This is a genomic window from Nocardia huaxiensis, from assembly GCF_013744875.1.
Taxonomy (GTDB): domain Bacteria; phylum Actinomycetota; class Actinomycetes; order Mycobacteriales; family Mycobacteriaceae; genus Nocardia; species Nocardia huaxiensis.
Map to the genome: position 1 here is coordinate 3734679 of NZ_CP059399.1, position 16617 is coordinate 3751295.

Below are 16617 nucleotides of genomic sequence, written 5' to 3' on the forward strand. Positions count from 1 at the left end.
GCCGGTGGCGGCGGGCGCTGGGTGATCCACATCGACATGGATGCTTTCTTCGCCTCGGTCGAGCAGCTGACCCGGCCGACCCTGCGCGGGCGGCCCGTCCTGGTGGGCGGCATGGGCGGGCGCGGCGTGGTGGCGGGGGCGAGTTACGAGGCGCGGGTGTTCGGGGCCCGCTCGGCCATGCCCATGCATCAGGCCAAACGCCTGGTGGGGGTGACCGGCGTGGTGATTCCGCCGCGCGGTGCGGTGTACTCCGAGCTCAGCGGGCAGGTCTTCGACACGCTGCGCGAGCGCATTCCGATCCTGGAGACGCTGTCGTTCGACGAAGCCTTCGGCGAGCCCGCGGAATTGGCCGGTGCGACACCCGAGCAGGTGCTGAGTTTCTGCGAGGCGCTGCGCCGCGCGGTGCGCGAGCGCACCGGCCTGGTGGCCTCGGTGGGTGCGGGCAGCGGCAAGCAGCTGGCCAAGATCGCCTCCGGTCTCGCCAAACCCGATGGGGTGCGGGTGATTTCGCGTGCCGAGCAGCAGGGTTTCCTGTCCGCGCTGCCGGTGCGCAAGCTCTGGGGCGTCGGCCCGGTCGCCGAAAGCCGTTTGCGCACACTGGGTATCGAGACCGTGGGGGCGTTCGCGGCGCTGCCCGAGTCCGAGGCGGCCTCGATTCTCGGCAGCAGCCTGGGCATCGCGCTGCACCGGCTGGCGCGCGGCATCGACGATCGGCCGGTCGCCGAACGCGCGGAGGCCAAGCAGATCAGCGCCGAGACCACCTACGAGACCGATATCGTCACCCTCGCCCAGCTGCGCCCGGCCATCGATGCCATGGCGGCCTCGGCGCACCGGCGGCTCACCCAGGACGGCCGGGCCGCCCGCACGGTGGTGCTCAAGCTGAAGAAAGCGGATATGAGCATCGTGACCCGCTCGTCCACGCTGCCGTACGCCACCGAGGATCTGACCACGCTCACCGCGGCGGCGCAGCGCTCGGCGCTGGATCCGGTCGAGCTGGGCCCGATTCGTCTGGTGGGCGTGGGTTTCGCGGGTTTGTCGGAGATTCGGCAGGAGTCGCTCTTTCCGGAACTGGACCAAACCGTCGAGGCCAACGAATCGGTCTCGGAGGAGCCGACTTTGGGGCTGGCGCTCGGCCCGGAACCGGTGGTGCCGCCGCCGACCCGCTCCTACACCACCCAGACCTGGTACCCGGGATTGGATGTCGCGCACCCGGAATTCGGGCACGGCTGGGTGCAGGGCTCGGGCCACGGGCGTGTCACCGTCCGCTTCGAGACCCGCAGCACCGGTCCCGGCCCCGCCCGCACCTTCGCGGCCGACGATCCGGGCCTGACCCGCGCGGATCCGCTCGACAGCCTGCGCTGAGATCCGGCCATGGCGCACCGGCGAATTGAGAAGCCCGTGCACGAATTATGAGGATTCGGACTGAAAGTGCGTCCGCGGCGGTTTCCGAGTCGGATTTCCGCGTATCTCGTTGGTAGTGTCGGGCACCGTGCAGCGCCGCCCCTCTGTGGCGCCTGTCTCGTAGTCCAGGGACCTACTCGAACGCAAAGGACGAGCAGTTGAAGCTTCAGAAGACCGGACGTATCGCGGTTGCCACGCTGGCCATCGTCACCGCCCTCGGGCTCTCCGCGTGTGGTGAGGGTGACAAGAAGGAAACGAAGCCGAAGGCCACCACCTCGAAGACCACCGCGGCCACCGCCCCGCAGGGCAACCTGCCGGCCGTGCCCACCGCGGCGGACCTCAACGCGGAACTGCAGAAGGCGCTGGATCCGAACGTTCCGAACGATCAGAAGCTGGACATGATGCAGGGCGTCTCCGCCGACCCCACCCTGCCGCAGCGGCTGACCGAGGCCTACCAGCAGAACAACGCCACCATCACGGTCACCGGCGTCACCGATCTGGGCAACGGCACCATCACCGCCGACGCCGACGCCTCCATCAACGGCGGCCAGCCGCAGAAGATGGTCGTGCCGTTCGTGGCCGAGGACGGCAAGTGGAAGGTCCAGAAGGAGTGGATCTGCAACACCCTCTCGCTGGCCAACCAGACCTCCCCGGCCTGCGCCTAGCAGACGCTCGCGGGCCCGTCATCCACCGCGGATGACGGGCCCCACAGGGTTTTGTCAGGTTTGCCCCCTTACTATCTCCCGTCGTGACCGACGTGTTGGAGAGGGCGGAGAACGAAGCCGCCGGAAGTGCCGAGCCGGACCCCGCGAGACCGCGCAACAGGGGATGGGAACGGCCGCTCGCCCTGTTCGCCGGTCTGATCGCCTTCCTGGCCGCGCTGGCGGTGCCCTTCCTGCCCGTCCGCATGGACCAGACCACCATTTCGTGGCCGCAGGGCGGGTCGGCGCAGAGCATCGAGGCGCCGCTGGTCTCCTACGCGCCGCTGAGCTTCGACGCCACCATCCCGTATTCGGCTGTGGCGCAGGTGGGTTCGCAAGGCGGGACGGTGCTGGCCAGCACACCCGACGGCGCGCCCGATCGCTGGCGCTACGGCTTCATGGCATGGGTCGAGCCGGAGAAGACCGCCGACGACGGCACGGTGCAGCCCGCTCGATTCGAGGCGGTGCTGCGGGACCAGTCGCTGGTCAGCGTGCCGCTGGCGGAACTGAGCCCGGAATCCACGCTGATCGTGCACGCGGGCATGACGCAGGCGACCGCGGAACTCACCGGCAGCACGGTCGCGCCGGTGACCCTCGACGGTGACTATCGGCCACAGTTGGTCGGCATCTACAGCGATCTGAAGTCCGCCGACGGGGCCACGGCCACCGCACAGGTCGACAGCCGCTTCTCCTCGACCCCGGCGCTGCTCAAGCGCATCGCCATCTGGACGGCGATCCTCGGCACGCTGATCGCGCTCTACGCGCTGTTCCGGCTCGATCGCCGCGACGGCCGCCGGACCCGCCGGTTCCTGCCGCGCCGGTGGTGGCGGCCGCAGCCGGTCGACGCCGTGGTGCTGGGCACGCTGGTGCTCTGGCATTTCATCGGGGCCACCACCGCCGACGACGGGTACCTCTTCGGCATGGGCCGCGCCTCGATTCCATCGGGCTACATGGCCAACTACTTCGCCTACTTCGGCGTGCCGGAGAACCCGGTCGGCCTGTACCACTCGCTGTTCGGGTACCTGGCGCTGATCACCCCGGCCAGCCCGTTCGTGCGACTGCCCGCGCTGCTGGCGGGCATCATCTCCTGGCTGGTGATCAGCCGCGAGGTGATTCCCCGTCTGGGAACGCGTATTTCGCGCAACCGCGTCGCGGTGTGGACCGGCGGCCTGGGCTTCCTGGCGGTGTGGCTGCCCTATAACAACGGCCTGCGACCCGAAGCGGCCGTGGCGATTTCGGTGCTGCTGACCTGGGTGTCGGTGGAGCGAGCCATTGCCACGCGACGGCTGCTGCCCTACGCGGTCGCGGCCATGATCGGCGGATTCGCCTGCACCGCAGGACCTTCGGGTCTGATCTGCCTCGCGCCGCTGCTGGCCGGCATCCGACCCATGTGGCGGATTCTGGACCAGCGGGCGAGCGCGCTGAGCAAGCCGGTGCCCGCGGACGCCGGATTCTGGACCGTGCTGCGCACCCGTTTCGGCGCGTACCTGACGCTGCTCGCCCCGGTGGCCGCGGCCGGAACCGTGGTGCTGGTGGCGGCCTTCGGCGATCAGACCCTCGCGGCCATGTTCGAGATGTCGCGCGTGCACGACATCGTCGGCCCGAATGTGAAGTGGTACGACGAATATCTGCGCTACCAGTACCTGTTCATGCCCACCATCGACGGCTCGGTGGCGCGGCGCTTCGGCATGTTCATGTTCTGGCTCGGCCTGGCGGTGTGCGCACTCGTGCTGCTGCGCAAGGGCGGTCGCATTCCGTTCACCGCCGCCGGGCCGGTGCGCCGCCTGCTGGGCACCAGCGTGGGCGTCATCCTGCTCATGATGACCACGCCCACCAAGTGGACCCACCACAATGGCGTCTACGCCGGGCTCGCCGGATGCGTCGCGGTGGTGGCCGCGGTGGCGGTCGGACCGCGGGTCATGCGGTCGCCGCGCAATCGCGCGCTGTTCGCCGCCATCGTGGCCTTCCTGCTGGCGATCACGTTCTCCAGCATCAATGGCTGGTGGTACGTGTCGAACTGGGGCATCCCGTGGAACGACAAGCCGGTCGTGCTGGCCGGATACGGTGTGAACAAGCTGCTGCTGGTGCTGGCGCTGGCCCTGCTCGCGCTGGCCGGATGGTTCCATGTGCGCGCGCCGGAACCCGGTACGCCGCACCGTATTTCCCGGGGCGGCTGGCGGCTGGTGGCCATTCCGCCGCTGACGGTGGTGGCCGCGTTCATGGTGCTGTTCGAGGTGGGCTCGCTCGCCAAGGGCGCGGTGTCGCAGTACCCCGGTTTCTCGCTGGCCAAGTCGAATGTCGACGCGGTGCTGGGCAAGCCGTGCGGTATCGCCAATGACGTGCTGGTCGAGACCGATCCGAACGCGGGCATGCTGGCCCCGTTGACCGGTGATGCCGCCGCCACCTTCGCCGCCGACGCCTCCGGTTTCGTGCCCGGCGGCGTGGCTCCGGATCTGAAGGCCGACGACGAGGTCGACAGCAGCGCCATCGTCTCCGCGCTCAACAGCGCCGAGAAGGACGAGTCGGCCGGAACCACCACGGCCGCACTGCCGTTCGGGCTGAACCCGGCCACCACGCCGGTGCTCGGCAGCTACGGCACGACCGAGTCGGCGGCGAGCCTCACCACCGGCTGGTACCGGCTGCCCGGGGCCGAGGGGCGCGACGGCATCATCGCGATCACCGCGGCCGGCCGGGTGCGCTCGGTCGATCCGCATGGTGCGGTCACTGCCGGCCAGTCCGTCGAGATCGAGTACGGCACAGTCGATTCCACGGGTGCGGTGCGGGAGCTGGGCAGCGTCGCGCCCATCGATATCGGCCCGTCTCCGACGTGGCGGAACCTGCGGGTGCCGTTCACCGATATCCCGGCCGAGGCCACGGTGATCCGCCTGGTGGCCATCGATCGCGATCAGAACCCCAAGCAGTGGGTGGCGCTCACCCCGCCGCGCGTCCCGCAGACCCGCACTCTGCAGCAGGTCGTCGGCTCCGACGCGCCCGTGCTGCTGGATTGGGCTGTGGGGCTACAGGTTCCGTGCCAGCGGCCGTACGAGCACCACGACGGCATCGCCGAGACGCCGCAGTGGCGCATCCTGCCCGACCGGGGCGGGGCCAAGGACACCAACCTGTGGCAGAACCACGACAGCGGCGGCCCGCTGGGCTGGAGTTCGCTGCTGCTGCGCCCGCAGACCGTGGCCACCTACCTGGACAAGTCCTGGCGCACGGATTGGGGTGAGCTGCAACGGTTCTCGCGCATCGACGATTCCGCCGTCCCGGCGCGCCCGACGGTGACCACCGAGGATCGCTCCGGGCTGTGGAGCCCGGGTCCGATCAACGTGCTCGGCTGGCGCTGACGGCGATCCGCACCCGTTTCGGCATTGAAGCGGGTGCGGAGGTTGTGGCGGCAGAACCGCTTACGCGGTACGGGTTACGCTGTGCCGCCCTGTAGTGCGGCCATGCGCTTGTCCATCTCCTCCGGGCTGACATCCTCGACGTGGGTGGCGACCGACCAGCGGTGGCCCCACGGGTCCTCGAAGGTGGCGACCCGGTCGCCGTAGAACTCGGTGGTCGGGGCCCGCAGATCCTTGGCTCCGGCCGCGACCGCGGCGGCGTGCACGGCGTCGCAGTCCTCGACGTAGGTGTAGAGGGTGACCGGGGTGCCGCCGACCCCCTTGGGGTCGAGGATGCCGAGCTCGGGCGCGGGTTCGCCGAGCATGAGCACGGAATCGCCGAACTGCAGTTCAGCGTGGATGACCTTGCCGTCCGGCCCCGGCATGCGGAATCTCTCGGCCGCGCCGAACACGCGCTTGTAGAAATCGATGGCGTGCGCGGCCCCGTCGATGGCGAGCGCCGTGCAGACGGTCGGGTAGCCCTCGGGAATGGGTTTGACATCGGACATCGGAAACCTCCGATCGAATGTGTCGGACGTCTCGAAACTACGCCGGGGGTCCGACAGCTGTGCGCCGATGTCCAGCCCTATGAACCGGTTGCGGCCCGCAGTTTCGCCACCTGTTCGGCGGTGAGCGCGCTCAGCCGCTGGGGATCGGGCTCCGTCGCGCCGGACATGGCGATCTGCACCACCGTGGACCCCACCATGGTCAGGCTGACCGCGGTGTAGAGCGTGAAGCCCTGACTCGAGGTCTGCACCCGGAACGCGGTCGAGGCGTCCCCGGCCTGCGGCTGCTCCAGCCCGCCCAGCCGGAAGTCCACGGCCACATTGTCGGCGTCCTTGCCGGAGAACGTCGTACACCCCTGCAACAGTGACTGCACCTGCGAAAACGCCTGTGCCGCCGCGCCGTTCGCATACGACGCGGCATCGATGTCGACACTCTCGAAATCCGGTCCGCTGAACTGCGCCACGGCCTGCGACACCGCGCCGGGAGCCTGTTCGCCCACGGGCGACAGCACTTTCGCGCACTGCGCCGGGTCGGTGGCCGCGCCCGCGCCGGTGACGGTGCCCGGCGGCGGATCGTTGAGCGCGATGTACCCGTCGGGCAGCTTGGTCTCGTCCAGCAGGCTGTTGCGCAGCGGGACATCGGTCAAGGGCACCGCATTCGCCAGCGTCGGCGGCCGCACGGTCGGTTGCAGCGCCGGCAGCGTCTCGGCGGGCTCGTCGGAGCCGCAGGCCGAGACGGTCACGGCCACCAGGCCGGCCAGTGCCGCGAGCGCGCCGCGGCCGGGAAGGGTTCTGCTCAGCGCCACATCAGGCACTGTAGTTCACGCCCCCCACTGCACCTGGGTGCGCAGCGTCTGGCGTAGCGTCACCGCGCTGTTGGGATCCCGGTAGGTCTGATTGCCGCCGACCTCTACCGAGCCCGAAACCGGCAGGGGCAGACCGAGATCGACGGTGATGTCGCCCTCACCGTGCATGAGGTAGTCGACGATCTCCAGCTGCCCGGCCTGATTGGGCAGCTGCCACACCGTGGTTTTCGGCGTCTGCACCACATTCAGGTGGATGGTCAGCAGGCTGCCCTCGCGATGGATCAGCGTGGCCGTGGTCACCTGATCCAGGGGCACACTGCCCGAGACCTGCTGGCGCACCGTCCACACCGCGCCCACCCCGACGGCCTCGTCCGGGAAGCAGATCGACTGGTACACCGCCTGATAGAAGGACTGCTCCAGGGCGGCGCGCGCGGCATCGGAGGTGGCGGGTTTGGGGGCGAGCCGCAGCGCGGTGATCGCGCCGAGTTCGCTGATGTCGAAGCCCGCGCGCGAACCGTCCAGTGGCAGCAGCGCTTTGGCCAGCGCCGGATCGGGGGAGGTGACGCTGCCCAGGGTCAGCTGCACATCGTCGTCACCGGCCTCGGCGGTGAGCGGGATGGTGATGCTCGGCGGTGAGAAGTCGCGCACCGCCTGCGCATTGATCTGCTGCTCGATGTGGTGGTCGGTGGTCAGCGTGACCTGCTGGGTGGTGCCCGGGGCCACCACGGGCCGCAGGGCCGTGCGCGGCGCCGCACCGCTGTCGAGGATCGTGGTGGTGACGGCCGAGATCGGCACCGTGACCCCTTCGCCCATCCCGACGAGGGGATCGGCGCCGTCGGCGTCGGTGGTCGAATCCGACCCGTCGCCGCAGCCGGCCCCGAACGCGGACAGGGCGACCGCCAGCATGACGAGCAGGACACTGGATCTCGCGCCGCGCGAGCCGGATCGCGATCGACCGGATGAACCGGTGCAGGGTGCGGTGGCGTTCGCCGAGCTGGGGGATGAAGACAACACCGTCACGTCGAACAGGTTACGGCCCGATCCTGATAATCAGCTGGGATGCGAGCGGTTCGCAGGCGCCGGATCGCGATAAGGAAAGATGTCCGGTGTGAGTACCGACCGGCCGCGCGAATCGGGCGCAGACGAACCAGCCGACCAGGCCCCAGCCGAGGAGGCGGCGCAGACCGATCCGCAGGCGGTCGAGCAGGTGGCCGAGGATCAGCCGCCGCGTCGTCTGCGGACGGTGTTGATCCTGGCCGCGGTGCTGCTGGGCCTGGATCTGCTGACCAAGTGCATCGTGGTCGCGACCATGACGCCGGGGCAGCCCATCTATCTGATCGGGCATTGGGCGCGCCTGAGCCTGGTGCGCAATCCCGGTGCGGCCTTCTCCATGGCGACCGGCATGACCTGGCTGCTGACGCTGATCGCGGCCGCGGTGGTGATCGGTGTCATCCGCATCGGCCGCACGCTGCGGTCGCTGCCGTGGGCGATCGGGCTGGGCATGGTGCTCGGCGGCGCGCTGGGCAATCTGATCGACCGGCTGTTCCGCGCGCCGGGACCGCTGCAGGGGCATGTGGTCGATTTCGTGGCGATCGGCTGGTGGCCGGTGTTCAATGTCGCCGATTCGGCGATCGTGTGCGGTGCGATTCTGCTGGTGGCGCTGACGCTGTTCGGGTTCGAACCCGACGGCACGCGGGCGCACAAGCATGAGGAGGACGAGACTTCGGAGGAGAAGACCAAATGAGGGAAACGCGCTCGATGCCGGTGCCGGACGGGCTCGACGGGATGCGGGTGGACGCGGGATTGTCGCGGCTGCTCGGACTTTCGCGAACCGCGGTGGCATCCATGGCGGAGGAGGGTTCGGTTCAGCTGGACGGGGTGGCCGCCGGGAAGTCCGATCGGCTGACCGCGGGTTCCTGGCTGGAGGTCGAATTCCCCGAGCCCAAGCGCGAACTCACCGTCGAGGCGACGCCCGTGGACGGGATGAAGATCCTGTACGCCGACGACGACATCGTGGCCGTGGACAAGCCGGTCGGCGTGGCCGCGCACACCGGCGTGGGCTGGACCGGGCCGACGGTGGTCGGCGGGCTGGCCGCCATGGGCTACCGCATCTCCACCTCCGGCGCGCACGAACGGCAGGGCATCGTGCACCGGCTGGACGTCGGCACCTCCGGTGTCATGGTGGTGGCGCAGTCCGAGCACGCGTACACCGTCCTCAAGCGGGCGTTCAAGCAGCGCACCGTGGACAAGCGGTATCACGCTCTGGTGCAAGGGCATCCGGATCCGAGCAGCGGCACCATCGACGCCCCGATCGGGCGGGCGCGCGGCAACGACTGGAAGTTCGCGGTGACCGCCGACGGGCGGCCCTCGGTCACGCACTACGACACCGTCGAGGCGTTCCAGGCGGCGAGCCTGCTCGACATCCACCTGGAAACCGGTCGCACACACCAGATTCGCGTGCACTTCTCCGCCATCCGGCATCCCTGCTGCGGTGACCTCACCTACGGCGCGGATCCGCGGCTGGCCGAACGGCTGGGCCTGGAACGGCAGTGGCTGCACGCCCGTCAGCTCGGGTTCAACCATCCGGCCGACGGCCGCTGGGTGGAGATAACCAGTGAGTACCCCGCCGATCTGGAGAACGCGCTCGACGTCCTGCGAGCGCACTGACCCTTGAACCTCCAATCGAAGAGTGTGCGCCGGGCCGGGATCGCGGTGGCCGCCGTGGTTTTCGCGGTTCTCGTCCTGGTGCTGGGCTGGGCGTTCCCGCCGAAGCCCGCGGTGATCTCCACGGATCGGCTGGGTCCGGAAAACGGTGAGCCCGTTGCCGACTACCTGACCTTCGCGCGGGAAACCCTGCAGGGCAGCGACTCCGGGAAGCACTGGGCGCTGATGTCGTTCGGCTCCGGCATCACCGCCGCGCGGATTCCGGAATTCACGGCCGGACTGCGGGTTTCGCGGGTGCTGTACCACGTGCCGCTGGATCGGGTGGCCACGCCGGTGATTACGGTCGTGGTGCCGTCGAATCCGGCGGTGGCGGCGGCCTCGCAGACGGCCGCCGCCGATATGGTCGCCGCCACGCAGGCGTTCAGCGAACGCTCGAACCGCACCAATGCCGTTGTCGCCGCACGGCTTCGCGGCAATTGCGCCTGCCTGGTCGGCCTGGTGCTGCACGGCACGCTCCCCGAACTCCGCTCGCTGGCCGCGCTTCCCGGTGTGCGCGCGGTCGAGGCGCTGCCCGCCGACGCGTCGGCCGGTGTGTTCGCGGTGGCTCCGCTGCTGCCCGAGCACGCGGAGTACGTGAAGCCCGGACCCGACGACGGACCGGTGCCGGACAACTGAAGCCGGGCCTTGACAGCCGGTGACCGCTGCGCCGATTCTGTCTCAGACGATACTGTGAAAAACGGTATGGCTGCCGGAATCGGGTTGTCGCATGCTCAGCAGAATCAAACGTCCCACCGCGGTGGTGCGCACGCACACGCCCGACGGGTTGCACGACGAGTACTCCCTGTTCATTTCGGCTCCGCCGGAACGGCTCTGGGACCTCGTCTCGGACATCACCCGCATGGGCCGCTGGAGCCCGGAGAATCGCGCCGGAGTCTGGCTCAGCCGATCCCGCACCCCGGTCCCGGGCGCGTGGTTCGTGGGCGTGAACCGCATCGGTCCGGTGGTGTGGGCGACCCCGTGCCAGATCACCGTCGTCGAGCCCGATCGCCATTTCGAATTCCAGGTGCACGGGATCGGCACCCGCTGGGGCTACCGGCTGCAACCGGCCTCGGGTGGCACGCTCGTCACCGAATATCGCCGATGGCCCGACACCGCACTGCTTCTCAAGCTCTTGAAGGTGTCGGGACCGCTCGGCAAGCCACGCGACAACCTCGCCCTGCACGGGTTACAGCAGTCACTGCACAGGCTGCGGGAGATCGCCGAGGCCCGGCCCTAGGAACTCATCGAGCGGTGGCGGCCTCGGCGAGGGGCCGGACGCCCGTGGCCACATCGATCGCGGCGGTGAGGTCGAGGTGCAGTTCCAGATCCGGTGCGGCGGCGGGGCCGTCGTAGTGCGTGATGCCGGTGTCGTTCACCACGTAGTGCAGCACGGTGTCGCCGATGTGGATGGTGGCGGTGCCCTCGGGAAGCACCTGCGCCACAGCGCGTCCCAGCGGCAGCGCGAACCAGTGGGCGCGCACGGCGTCGGTGGCGCGGCGCTCGCCGAGCAGGGGAGTGCCCCAGGTGGAGAGCGAGTCGAGGACCGGGCGCAGGGTCAGGCCGGTGGCGGTGAGCTCGTAGACCGCGGTGGCGGCGCGGGTGCCGGTGCGGCCGCGGGTCAGGATGCCTTCGCGTTCCAGGTCTTTGAGGCGGGCGGCGAGCATATCGGTGCTGATGCCGGGTAGGTCGGCGAACAGGTCGCTGTAACGGCGTGGACCGGAACACAATTCGCGCACCACCAGCAGGCTCCAGCGGTCGCCGACAATGTCGAGGGCCCGGCTGACGGCGCAGTAGTGGTCGTAGCTTCGACGTGGCACGATCCCACTGTAACGAATCGCTTGGAAATTCCAAGTGCAAACTTGGAAATTCCAAGTAGAGTGTGCGGCAACCGGAACGAGAAGGGATGGCCATGCAGGTCAAACAGTCCAGCAAGCTGGCGGGTGTGTCGTACGAGATCCGGGGACCGGTCGCGGAGCACGCCGCACGGCTGGAGGCCGAGGGCCATCACGTCGTCAAACTCAACACCGGCAACCCGCTGCCCTTCGGCTTCGAAGCGCCCGCGGAGATCCTGCAGGACATCATCCGCAATCTGCCGGCCTCGAGCGGCTACGGCCCGTCGAAGGGCCTGCTGTCGGCGCGGCGCGCGGTGGTGCAGTACTACCAGACCCTCGGGCTGACCGATGTGGACGTCGAGGAGGTCTTCATCGGCAACGGCGTCTCCGAACTCATCATGATGGCCATGACCGCGCTGCTGGAGAACGGCGACGAAGTCCTCGTTCCCGCACCGGATTTCCCGCTCTGGACGGCCGCGACCGCGCTCAACGGCGGCCGTCCGGTGCACTACATCTGCGACGAGTCCTCGGACTGGTATCCGGATGTGGCCGATATCGAGGCCAAGATCACCGACCGCACCCGCGCCATCGTGATCATCAACCCGAACAATCCCACCGGCGCGGTCTACCCGCCCGAGGTGCTGCGCCAGATTCTCGAGGTCGCCCGCCGGCACAGTCTCGTGGTGTTCTCCGACGAGATCTACGACAAGATCCGCTACGACGGCAGCGCCCACGTCGCCACGGCCTCGCTCGCGCCGGATCTGCTGTGCCTGACCTTCTCCGGGCTGTCCAAGGCGTACCGGTGCGCCGGGTTCCGGTCCGGCTGGCTGGTGGTGTCGGGGCCGACCCAGCACGCCGAGAACTACCTCGAGGGCCTGACCATGCTGGCCGGACTCCGGCTGAGCGCGAATGTGCCCGCGCAGCAGGCGATTCAGGCCGCGCTCGGCGGGCATCAGAGCATCTACGATCTGACCCTGCCCGGCGGCCGGCTGCGCGAGCAGCGCGACCGGGCGTGGGAGGCGCTCAATGCCATTCCGGGCGTCTCGTGCGTGAAGCCGCAGGGCGCGCTGTACGCCTTCCCGCGAATCGACCTGGACAAGTACAGGATTCACGACGACGAACAGTTCGTGCTGGATCTGCTGCTGCAGGAGAAGATCCACATCGTGCAGGGCACCGGCTTCAATTGGCCCCGCCCCGACCACTTCCGGATCGTGACGCTGCCGCACGCCGACGACCTGGAGGCCATCATCGAGCGGATCGGCCGCTTCCTGGCCACGTACCGGCAGTAGCAGCGGCCTCCGGCCGGTTTCCGCCCGCGACACCCCCGGGCGGGTACCGGACGTCCGCCCTGCTCGGAATGTGGAACAGTGGAGTCCGCAACTCATCGAGGAAAGGGCGGGATCGATGGATTTGAGCGCGGAGCAGGCCGACCGGGCGGCCGGGGTGCTGCTGGGCACGGCGGCGGGGGACGCGCTGGGCGCAGGGTACGAGTTCACGCATCCGCGTCCGGAGGTCGTCATCGACATGATCGGCGGGGGCGCGTTCAACTGGGCGCCGGGGGAGTGGACCGACGACACCGCCATGGCCATCGCCATCGCCCGCGCGGGGGCGGAAGCCGGAAATCTGCACGAGGAATCCGGATTGGACGCCGTCGCAGCGGAATTCGTGCGCTGGTGGGATTCCGAGCCGCCGGATGTGGGCAATCAGACCGCGCAGATCCTGCAGTGGCGCTCCACCTCCGGTCGCGAAATGCAGGTCCACGCCCACGAATTGGGCGGCCTCAAGGCCGGCAACGGCTCGCTCATGCGCACCGCGCCGGTGGCGCTGGCCTACCTCGGCGACGAAATGCTGTGCAAGAAGGCCGCCGCGCTGGTGAGTTCGCTGACGCACTACGACGAGCAGGCCATCGGCGCCTGCAAACTGTGGACCCTCGCCATCCGGCACGCCGTGCTGTACGGCACGTACGACGGTGTGCGGGAATCGCTTTCGCTGGTAGACGCCGGCTTCTGGGGCCCGCTGCTGGACCGGGCCGAGACCGGTTCGCCGGAGGACTTCCCCAAGAACGGCTGGGTGGTGCACGCCCTGCAGACCGCCTGGTGGGCCATTACGAACGCCGAAACACTGCCCGGGGCACTGGAACTGGCGGTGCGCGCGGGCGGCGACACCGACACCACGGCCGCCATCGCGGGCGGGCTGCTGGGCGCGCGCTGGGGCGCCTCGGCCATTCCGCAGCGCTGGCGCGACCTGCTGCACGGCTACCCGGGGTATCGCGCCGACGACCTGCTCGCTCTCACCGATCGACTGACCGCGCTCTGAGACAAGGGGTTTCGATGTTGGAAGTCGTTCATCTGACCCGCCGTTTCGGCGACAATATCGCCGTGAACGAGGTGTCGTTCACCGTCGCGCCGGGCGCGCTGACCGGATTCGTCGGCGGCAACGGCGCGGGCAAGACCACCACCATGCGCATGATCATGGGCGTGCTGGCCGTGCACGGCGGCGAGATCCACTGGGAGAACCGGCCGGTGACCTTCGAGGATCGGCGCACCTTCGGCTACATGCCCGAGGAACGCGGCCTGTATCCCAAGCAGCCGCTGCTCGACCAGCTCGTGTATCTGGCCCGGCTGCGCGGACTTTCGGCCGGTGACGCCCGCCGCCGGGCGAGCGAGTTGCTGGAGCGCTTCGATCTGGGCGACCGCGCCAAGGATAAGCTGGAGTCGCTGTCGCTGGGCAATCAGCAGCGGGTGCAGATCGCGGCCGCCGTGATCGCGCAGCCGTCGCTGCTGATTCTGGACGAGCCGTTCTCCGGCCTGGATCCCACCGCCATCGACGCCATGGCCGATCTGCTCAGAGAGTATGCGGGACAGGGTGTTCCGGTGCTGTTCTCCTCGCACCAGCTGGATCTGGTGGAGCGGCTCTGCGACGACCTGGTGATCCTGGCCAAGGGCCGGGTCGTCGCCAGCGGTGCGGTGAAGGAGCTGGCGGGTAATGGCCCGGCCCGCTATCGACTCGTCTTCGACGGCGATCCGGGCTGGCTGGCGGGCTTCGGCGGGGTGCGCGTCCTCGAGGTGGACGGCGCGAGCATTCTGCTGGAGCTGACCGGCGCGACCATCGACGACCTGCTCACCGCCGCGCTGGGGCACGGCTCGGTGCGGGAGTTCGCCCCGGTGCGGCAATCGGTTTCGGAAATCTACCGGGAGGTGACGGCATGACCGGCGCGTGGCGCATCGTCGCCGAACGCGAGATCTCGGTGAAGCTGCGCGACCGCAACTTCATCGTCTCCACGCTCATCACCATCGTGGCCATTGTGGCGTCGCTGGCCATCAGCGGCATCGTGGCGAACCGGACCGAGCACATCTCGGTCGCGGTCAGCGGCACCGATTCCGGCCAGGTGGTCATGACGGCCAATGACCTGGCCGAGCAGGCCCGCAAGAAGGTCGATTTCACCGCCATGGCGGCCGTCGACGAGGCCACCGTGGAGCAGCGGGTGCGCGACGGCGACGCCGACGTCGGCCTGGTCCCGGCCGCGGGCGGCTGGCGGCTGATCGGCAAGACCGGCGAGAACGAGAACGCCTCCACCTATCTGGGCGGCGCGGTGCGTCAGATTGCCCTGCAGCGCAATGCGACTGCCGCCGGCACCTCCCTCGACCAGCTGGCGAGCGGCTCCGCGGTCACCTACGACGTCCTCGACGAGGGCGCGGTCGACACTGGCCTGGCCAAGGTGGTGGCCTTCATCATCGCCTTCCTCTTCTACCTGGCCTCGCTGCTGTTCGGCATGTCCATCGCGCAGAGCGTCATCGAGGAGAAGCAGAACCGCATCGTGGAAATCCTGGCGAGCGCGATCCCCGTGCGCCAGTTGCTGATCGGCAAGGTGGTGGGCAACACCATCATGGCCTTCGCCCAGCTGGCCGCCTTCGTCTGCGCCGGCCTGATCGGCCTGGCGGCCACCGGAAAATCCGCGCAGCTCGGCCAGATCGGCAGCGCCGCAGCCTGGTTCATCATCTTCTTCGTGGTCGGCTTCCTGGCCCTGGCCAGCCTCTGGGCGGTGGCGGGCGCCCTGGCCACCCGCACCGAGGACCTGCAGTCCACCTCGACTCCGCTGTCCATCCTCATCATGGCCGTCCTCTTCGCGGGAATCTTCCTCTCCGGCAAGGCCCTGACCATCGCGTCGTACGTCCCCATCGTCTCCACCGTGGCCATGCCCAGCCGCATCGCCGAAGGCACGGCGGCCTGGTGGGAACCCATCCCGGCCCTGCTGATCACCGCGGCCTTCACCTACGCCGTCGTCATGATCGCCGAAAAGCTCTACCGCCGCTCCCTCATGCAGACCCAGTCCCGCCTCACCCTCCGCCAGGCCCTGGCGGTCGAGGACTGATCGGTGCGCCTGGCCGATCAGTCCTTCGGGGCCGGATCGGCCAGGCGCACAACGCCGTCCAGGTAGCGGCGGCAGCGGCCGGACAGCCGGACGCGGTCGCCGGACAGGGTGCAGCGCAACGCGCCGCCGCGTTTGGAGAGCTGGCGGGCGGTGAGGCTGGTGCGGCCGAGTTCGCGGCTCCACAGGGGCGTGAGCTGGGCGTGGGCGGAGCCGGTGACGGGGTCTTCGGGGATGCCCTGGCCGGGGGCGAAGAAGCGGGAGACGAAATCGCTGGATTCGCCTGCGGCGGTGAGGATGACGCCGCGGTGCAGGGTGGGGAAGGCACCGAAGTCGGGGCGGGCGTCGCGGACCTCGAGTTCGGAGGTGACCATGAGGACTATGTCGGTGCCGTCGTAGACGCGCAGCGGGCGGACGCCGAGGGCGTGCGCGAGGGTTTGCGGAATATCGTCGTGCACATCGATTTCCACCGAGGTGGCGGTGGGGAGGTCGAGGACGAGATTGTCGTGGTCGCGGTCCACCCGCAGCCAGCCGGAGCGGGTGTAGAAGTGCACGCGGTCGGCGCCGGGATGCATGTCGTCGAGGATTTGCGCGGCGGCGGCGAGGGTGGCGTGGCCGCACAGGTCGACCTCGACGGTGGGGGTGAACCAGCGCAGGTGGAAGGCGGGCGAGTTGTCCGGCGGCGCACCGGCGTCCGGTGGCAGGGCCGAGGTGTAGAAGGCGGTTTCGGCGAGGTTGTTCTCCTCGGCGAGGCGCTGCAGCAGGTCGTCCGGTAGCCAGGACAGGAGCGGCATGACCGCGGCGGGGTTTCCGGAGAACGGTTCGTCGGCGAACGCGTCGATCTGATGCAGGAGGACCTCCATGACGCTGAAGGTACCCGGCATTTCAATGTCTGCCCAGGACAAGACAGTTCACG

At 69.1% G+C, this 16617-nt stretch carries 16 protein-coding genes; 11 read left to right on the forward strand and 5 right to left on the reverse strand.

The window, feature by feature from the left end:
• Window positions 1-36 precede the first annotated feature (36 nt).
• The 3 genes from H0264_RS16625 to H0264_RS16635 all read left to right on the forward strand — a co-directional run bounded on the left by H0264_RS16625 (window position 37) and on the right by H0264_RS16635 (window position 5449).
• Window positions 37-1362: a DNA polymerase IV gene (locus H0264_RS16625; RefSeq protein ID WP_181585604.1), complete on the forward strand. Its 1326-nt coding sequence runs from the start codon at window positions 37-39 to the stop codon at window positions 1360-1362.
• Between the two features lie 197 nt (window positions 1363-1559).
• Entirely contained in the window at window positions 1560-2066 is a 507-nt protein-coding gene (locus tag H0264_RS16630; protein WP_181584802.1) for a WKL family lipoprotein, read from the forward strand.
• Window positions 2067-2149: 83 nt separating this feature from the next.
• A complete protein-coding gene (locus H0264_RS16635) occupies window positions 2150-5449 on the forward strand; it encodes an arabinosyltransferase domain-containing protein (protein ID WP_181584803.1) in 3300 nt (1099 codons plus the stop codon).
• 74 nt (window positions 5450-5523) lie between these two features.
• On the opposite strand, the gene H0264_RS16640 is transcribed toward H0264_RS16635, so the two are convergent.
• The 3 genes from H0264_RS16640 to H0264_RS16650 form a co-directional block, all read right to left on the reverse strand.
• Complete coding sequence (locus H0264_RS16640) at window positions 5524-5994, reverse strand: VOC family protein (RefSeq protein ID WP_181584804.1); 471 nt, start codon at window positions 5992-5994, stop codon at window positions 5524-5526.
• Between the two features lie 77 nt (window positions 5995-6071).
• On the reverse strand, window positions 6072-6797 hold the full coding sequence (locus H0264_RS16645) for a hypothetical protein (protein ID WP_181584805.1): 726 nt from the start codon (window positions 6795-6797) through the stop codon (window positions 6072-6074).
• Window positions 6798-6812: 15 nt separating this feature from the next.
• A complete protein-coding gene (locus H0264_RS16650; RefSeq protein WP_181584806.1) occupies window positions 6813-7703 on the reverse strand; it encodes a hypothetical protein in 891 nt (296 codons plus the stop codon).
• Window positions 7704-7896: 193 nt separating this feature from the next.
• Between H0264_RS16650 and lspA the strand changes: the two genes are divergently transcribed.
• From lspA to H0264_RS16670, 4 genes are all read left to right on the forward strand, one after another.
• Window positions 7897-8541, forward strand: a complete 645-nt coding sequence (gene lspA, locus H0264_RS16655; protein ID WP_181584807.1) for a signal peptidase II — start codon at window positions 7897-7899, stop codon at window positions 8539-8541.
• Complete coding sequence (locus tag H0264_RS16660) at window positions 8538-9464, forward strand: RluA family pseudouridine synthase (protein WP_181584808.1); 927 nt, start codon at window positions 8538-8540, stop codon at window positions 9462-9464. Before lspA ends, H0264_RS16660 begins: the two co-directional genes overlap by 4 nt.
• 24 nt (window positions 9465-9488) lie before the next feature.
• Window positions 9489-10136: a hypothetical protein gene (locus H0264_RS16665; protein ID WP_181584809.1), complete on the forward strand. Its 648-nt coding sequence runs from the start codon at window positions 9489-9491 to the stop codon at window positions 10134-10136.
• A gap of 91 nt (window positions 10137-10227) precedes the next feature.
• Window positions 10228-10737, forward strand: a complete 510-nt coding sequence (locus tag H0264_RS16670) for an SRPBCC family protein (RefSeq protein ID WP_181584810.1) — start codon at window positions 10228-10230, stop codon at window positions 10735-10737.
• Between the two features lie 4 nt (window positions 10738-10741).
• On the opposite strand, the gene H0264_RS16675 is transcribed toward H0264_RS16670, so the two are convergent.
• Entirely contained in the window at window positions 10742-11317 is a 576-nt protein-coding gene (locus tag H0264_RS16675) for a winged helix-turn-helix transcriptional regulator (RefSeq protein WP_181584811.1), read from the reverse strand.
• An 86-nt stretch (window positions 11318-11403) separates the two neighbouring features.
• Here H0264_RS16675 and H0264_RS16680 point away from each other — a divergent pair, with 86 nt between their 5' ends.
• The 4 genes from H0264_RS16680 to H0264_RS16695 all read left to right on the forward strand — a co-directional run bounded on the left by H0264_RS16680 (window position 11404) and on the right by H0264_RS16695 (window position 15704).
• Complete coding sequence (locus H0264_RS16680) at window positions 11404-12621, forward strand: pyridoxal phosphate-dependent aminotransferase (protein WP_276313998.1); 1218 nt, start codon at window positions 11404-11406, stop codon at window positions 12619-12621.
• A 115-nt stretch (window positions 12622-12736) separates the two neighbouring features.
• Complete coding sequence (locus H0264_RS16685; RefSeq protein ID WP_181584812.1) at window positions 12737-13648, forward strand: ADP-ribosylglycohydrolase family protein; 912 nt, start codon at window positions 12737-12739, stop codon at window positions 13646-13648.
• Window positions 13649-13662: 14 nt separating this feature from the next.
• Window positions 13663-14541 carry an ABC transporter ATP-binding protein gene (locus tag H0264_RS16690; protein WP_181584813.1) on the forward strand — a complete coding sequence of 293 codons (879 nt, stop codon included), beginning with the start codon at window positions 13663-13665 and terminating at the stop codon, window positions 14539-14541.
• Window positions 14538-15704: an ABC transporter permease gene (locus H0264_RS16695; protein WP_181584814.1), complete on the forward strand. Its 1167-nt coding sequence runs from the start codon at window positions 14538-14540 to the stop codon at window positions 15702-15704. The genes H0264_RS16690 and H0264_RS16695 overlap by 4 nt, the downstream gene beginning before the upstream one ends.
• Window positions 15705-15721: 17 nt before the next feature.
• Here H0264_RS16695 and H0264_RS16700 read toward each other — a convergent pair whose 3' ends face one another.
• Window positions 15722-16564 carry a PhzF family phenazine biosynthesis protein gene (locus H0264_RS16700; RefSeq protein WP_181584815.1) on the reverse strand — a complete coding sequence of 281 codons (843 nt, stop codon included), beginning with the start codon at window positions 16562-16564 and terminating at the stop codon, window positions 15722-15724.
• Window positions 16565-16617 lie beyond the last annotated feature (53 nt).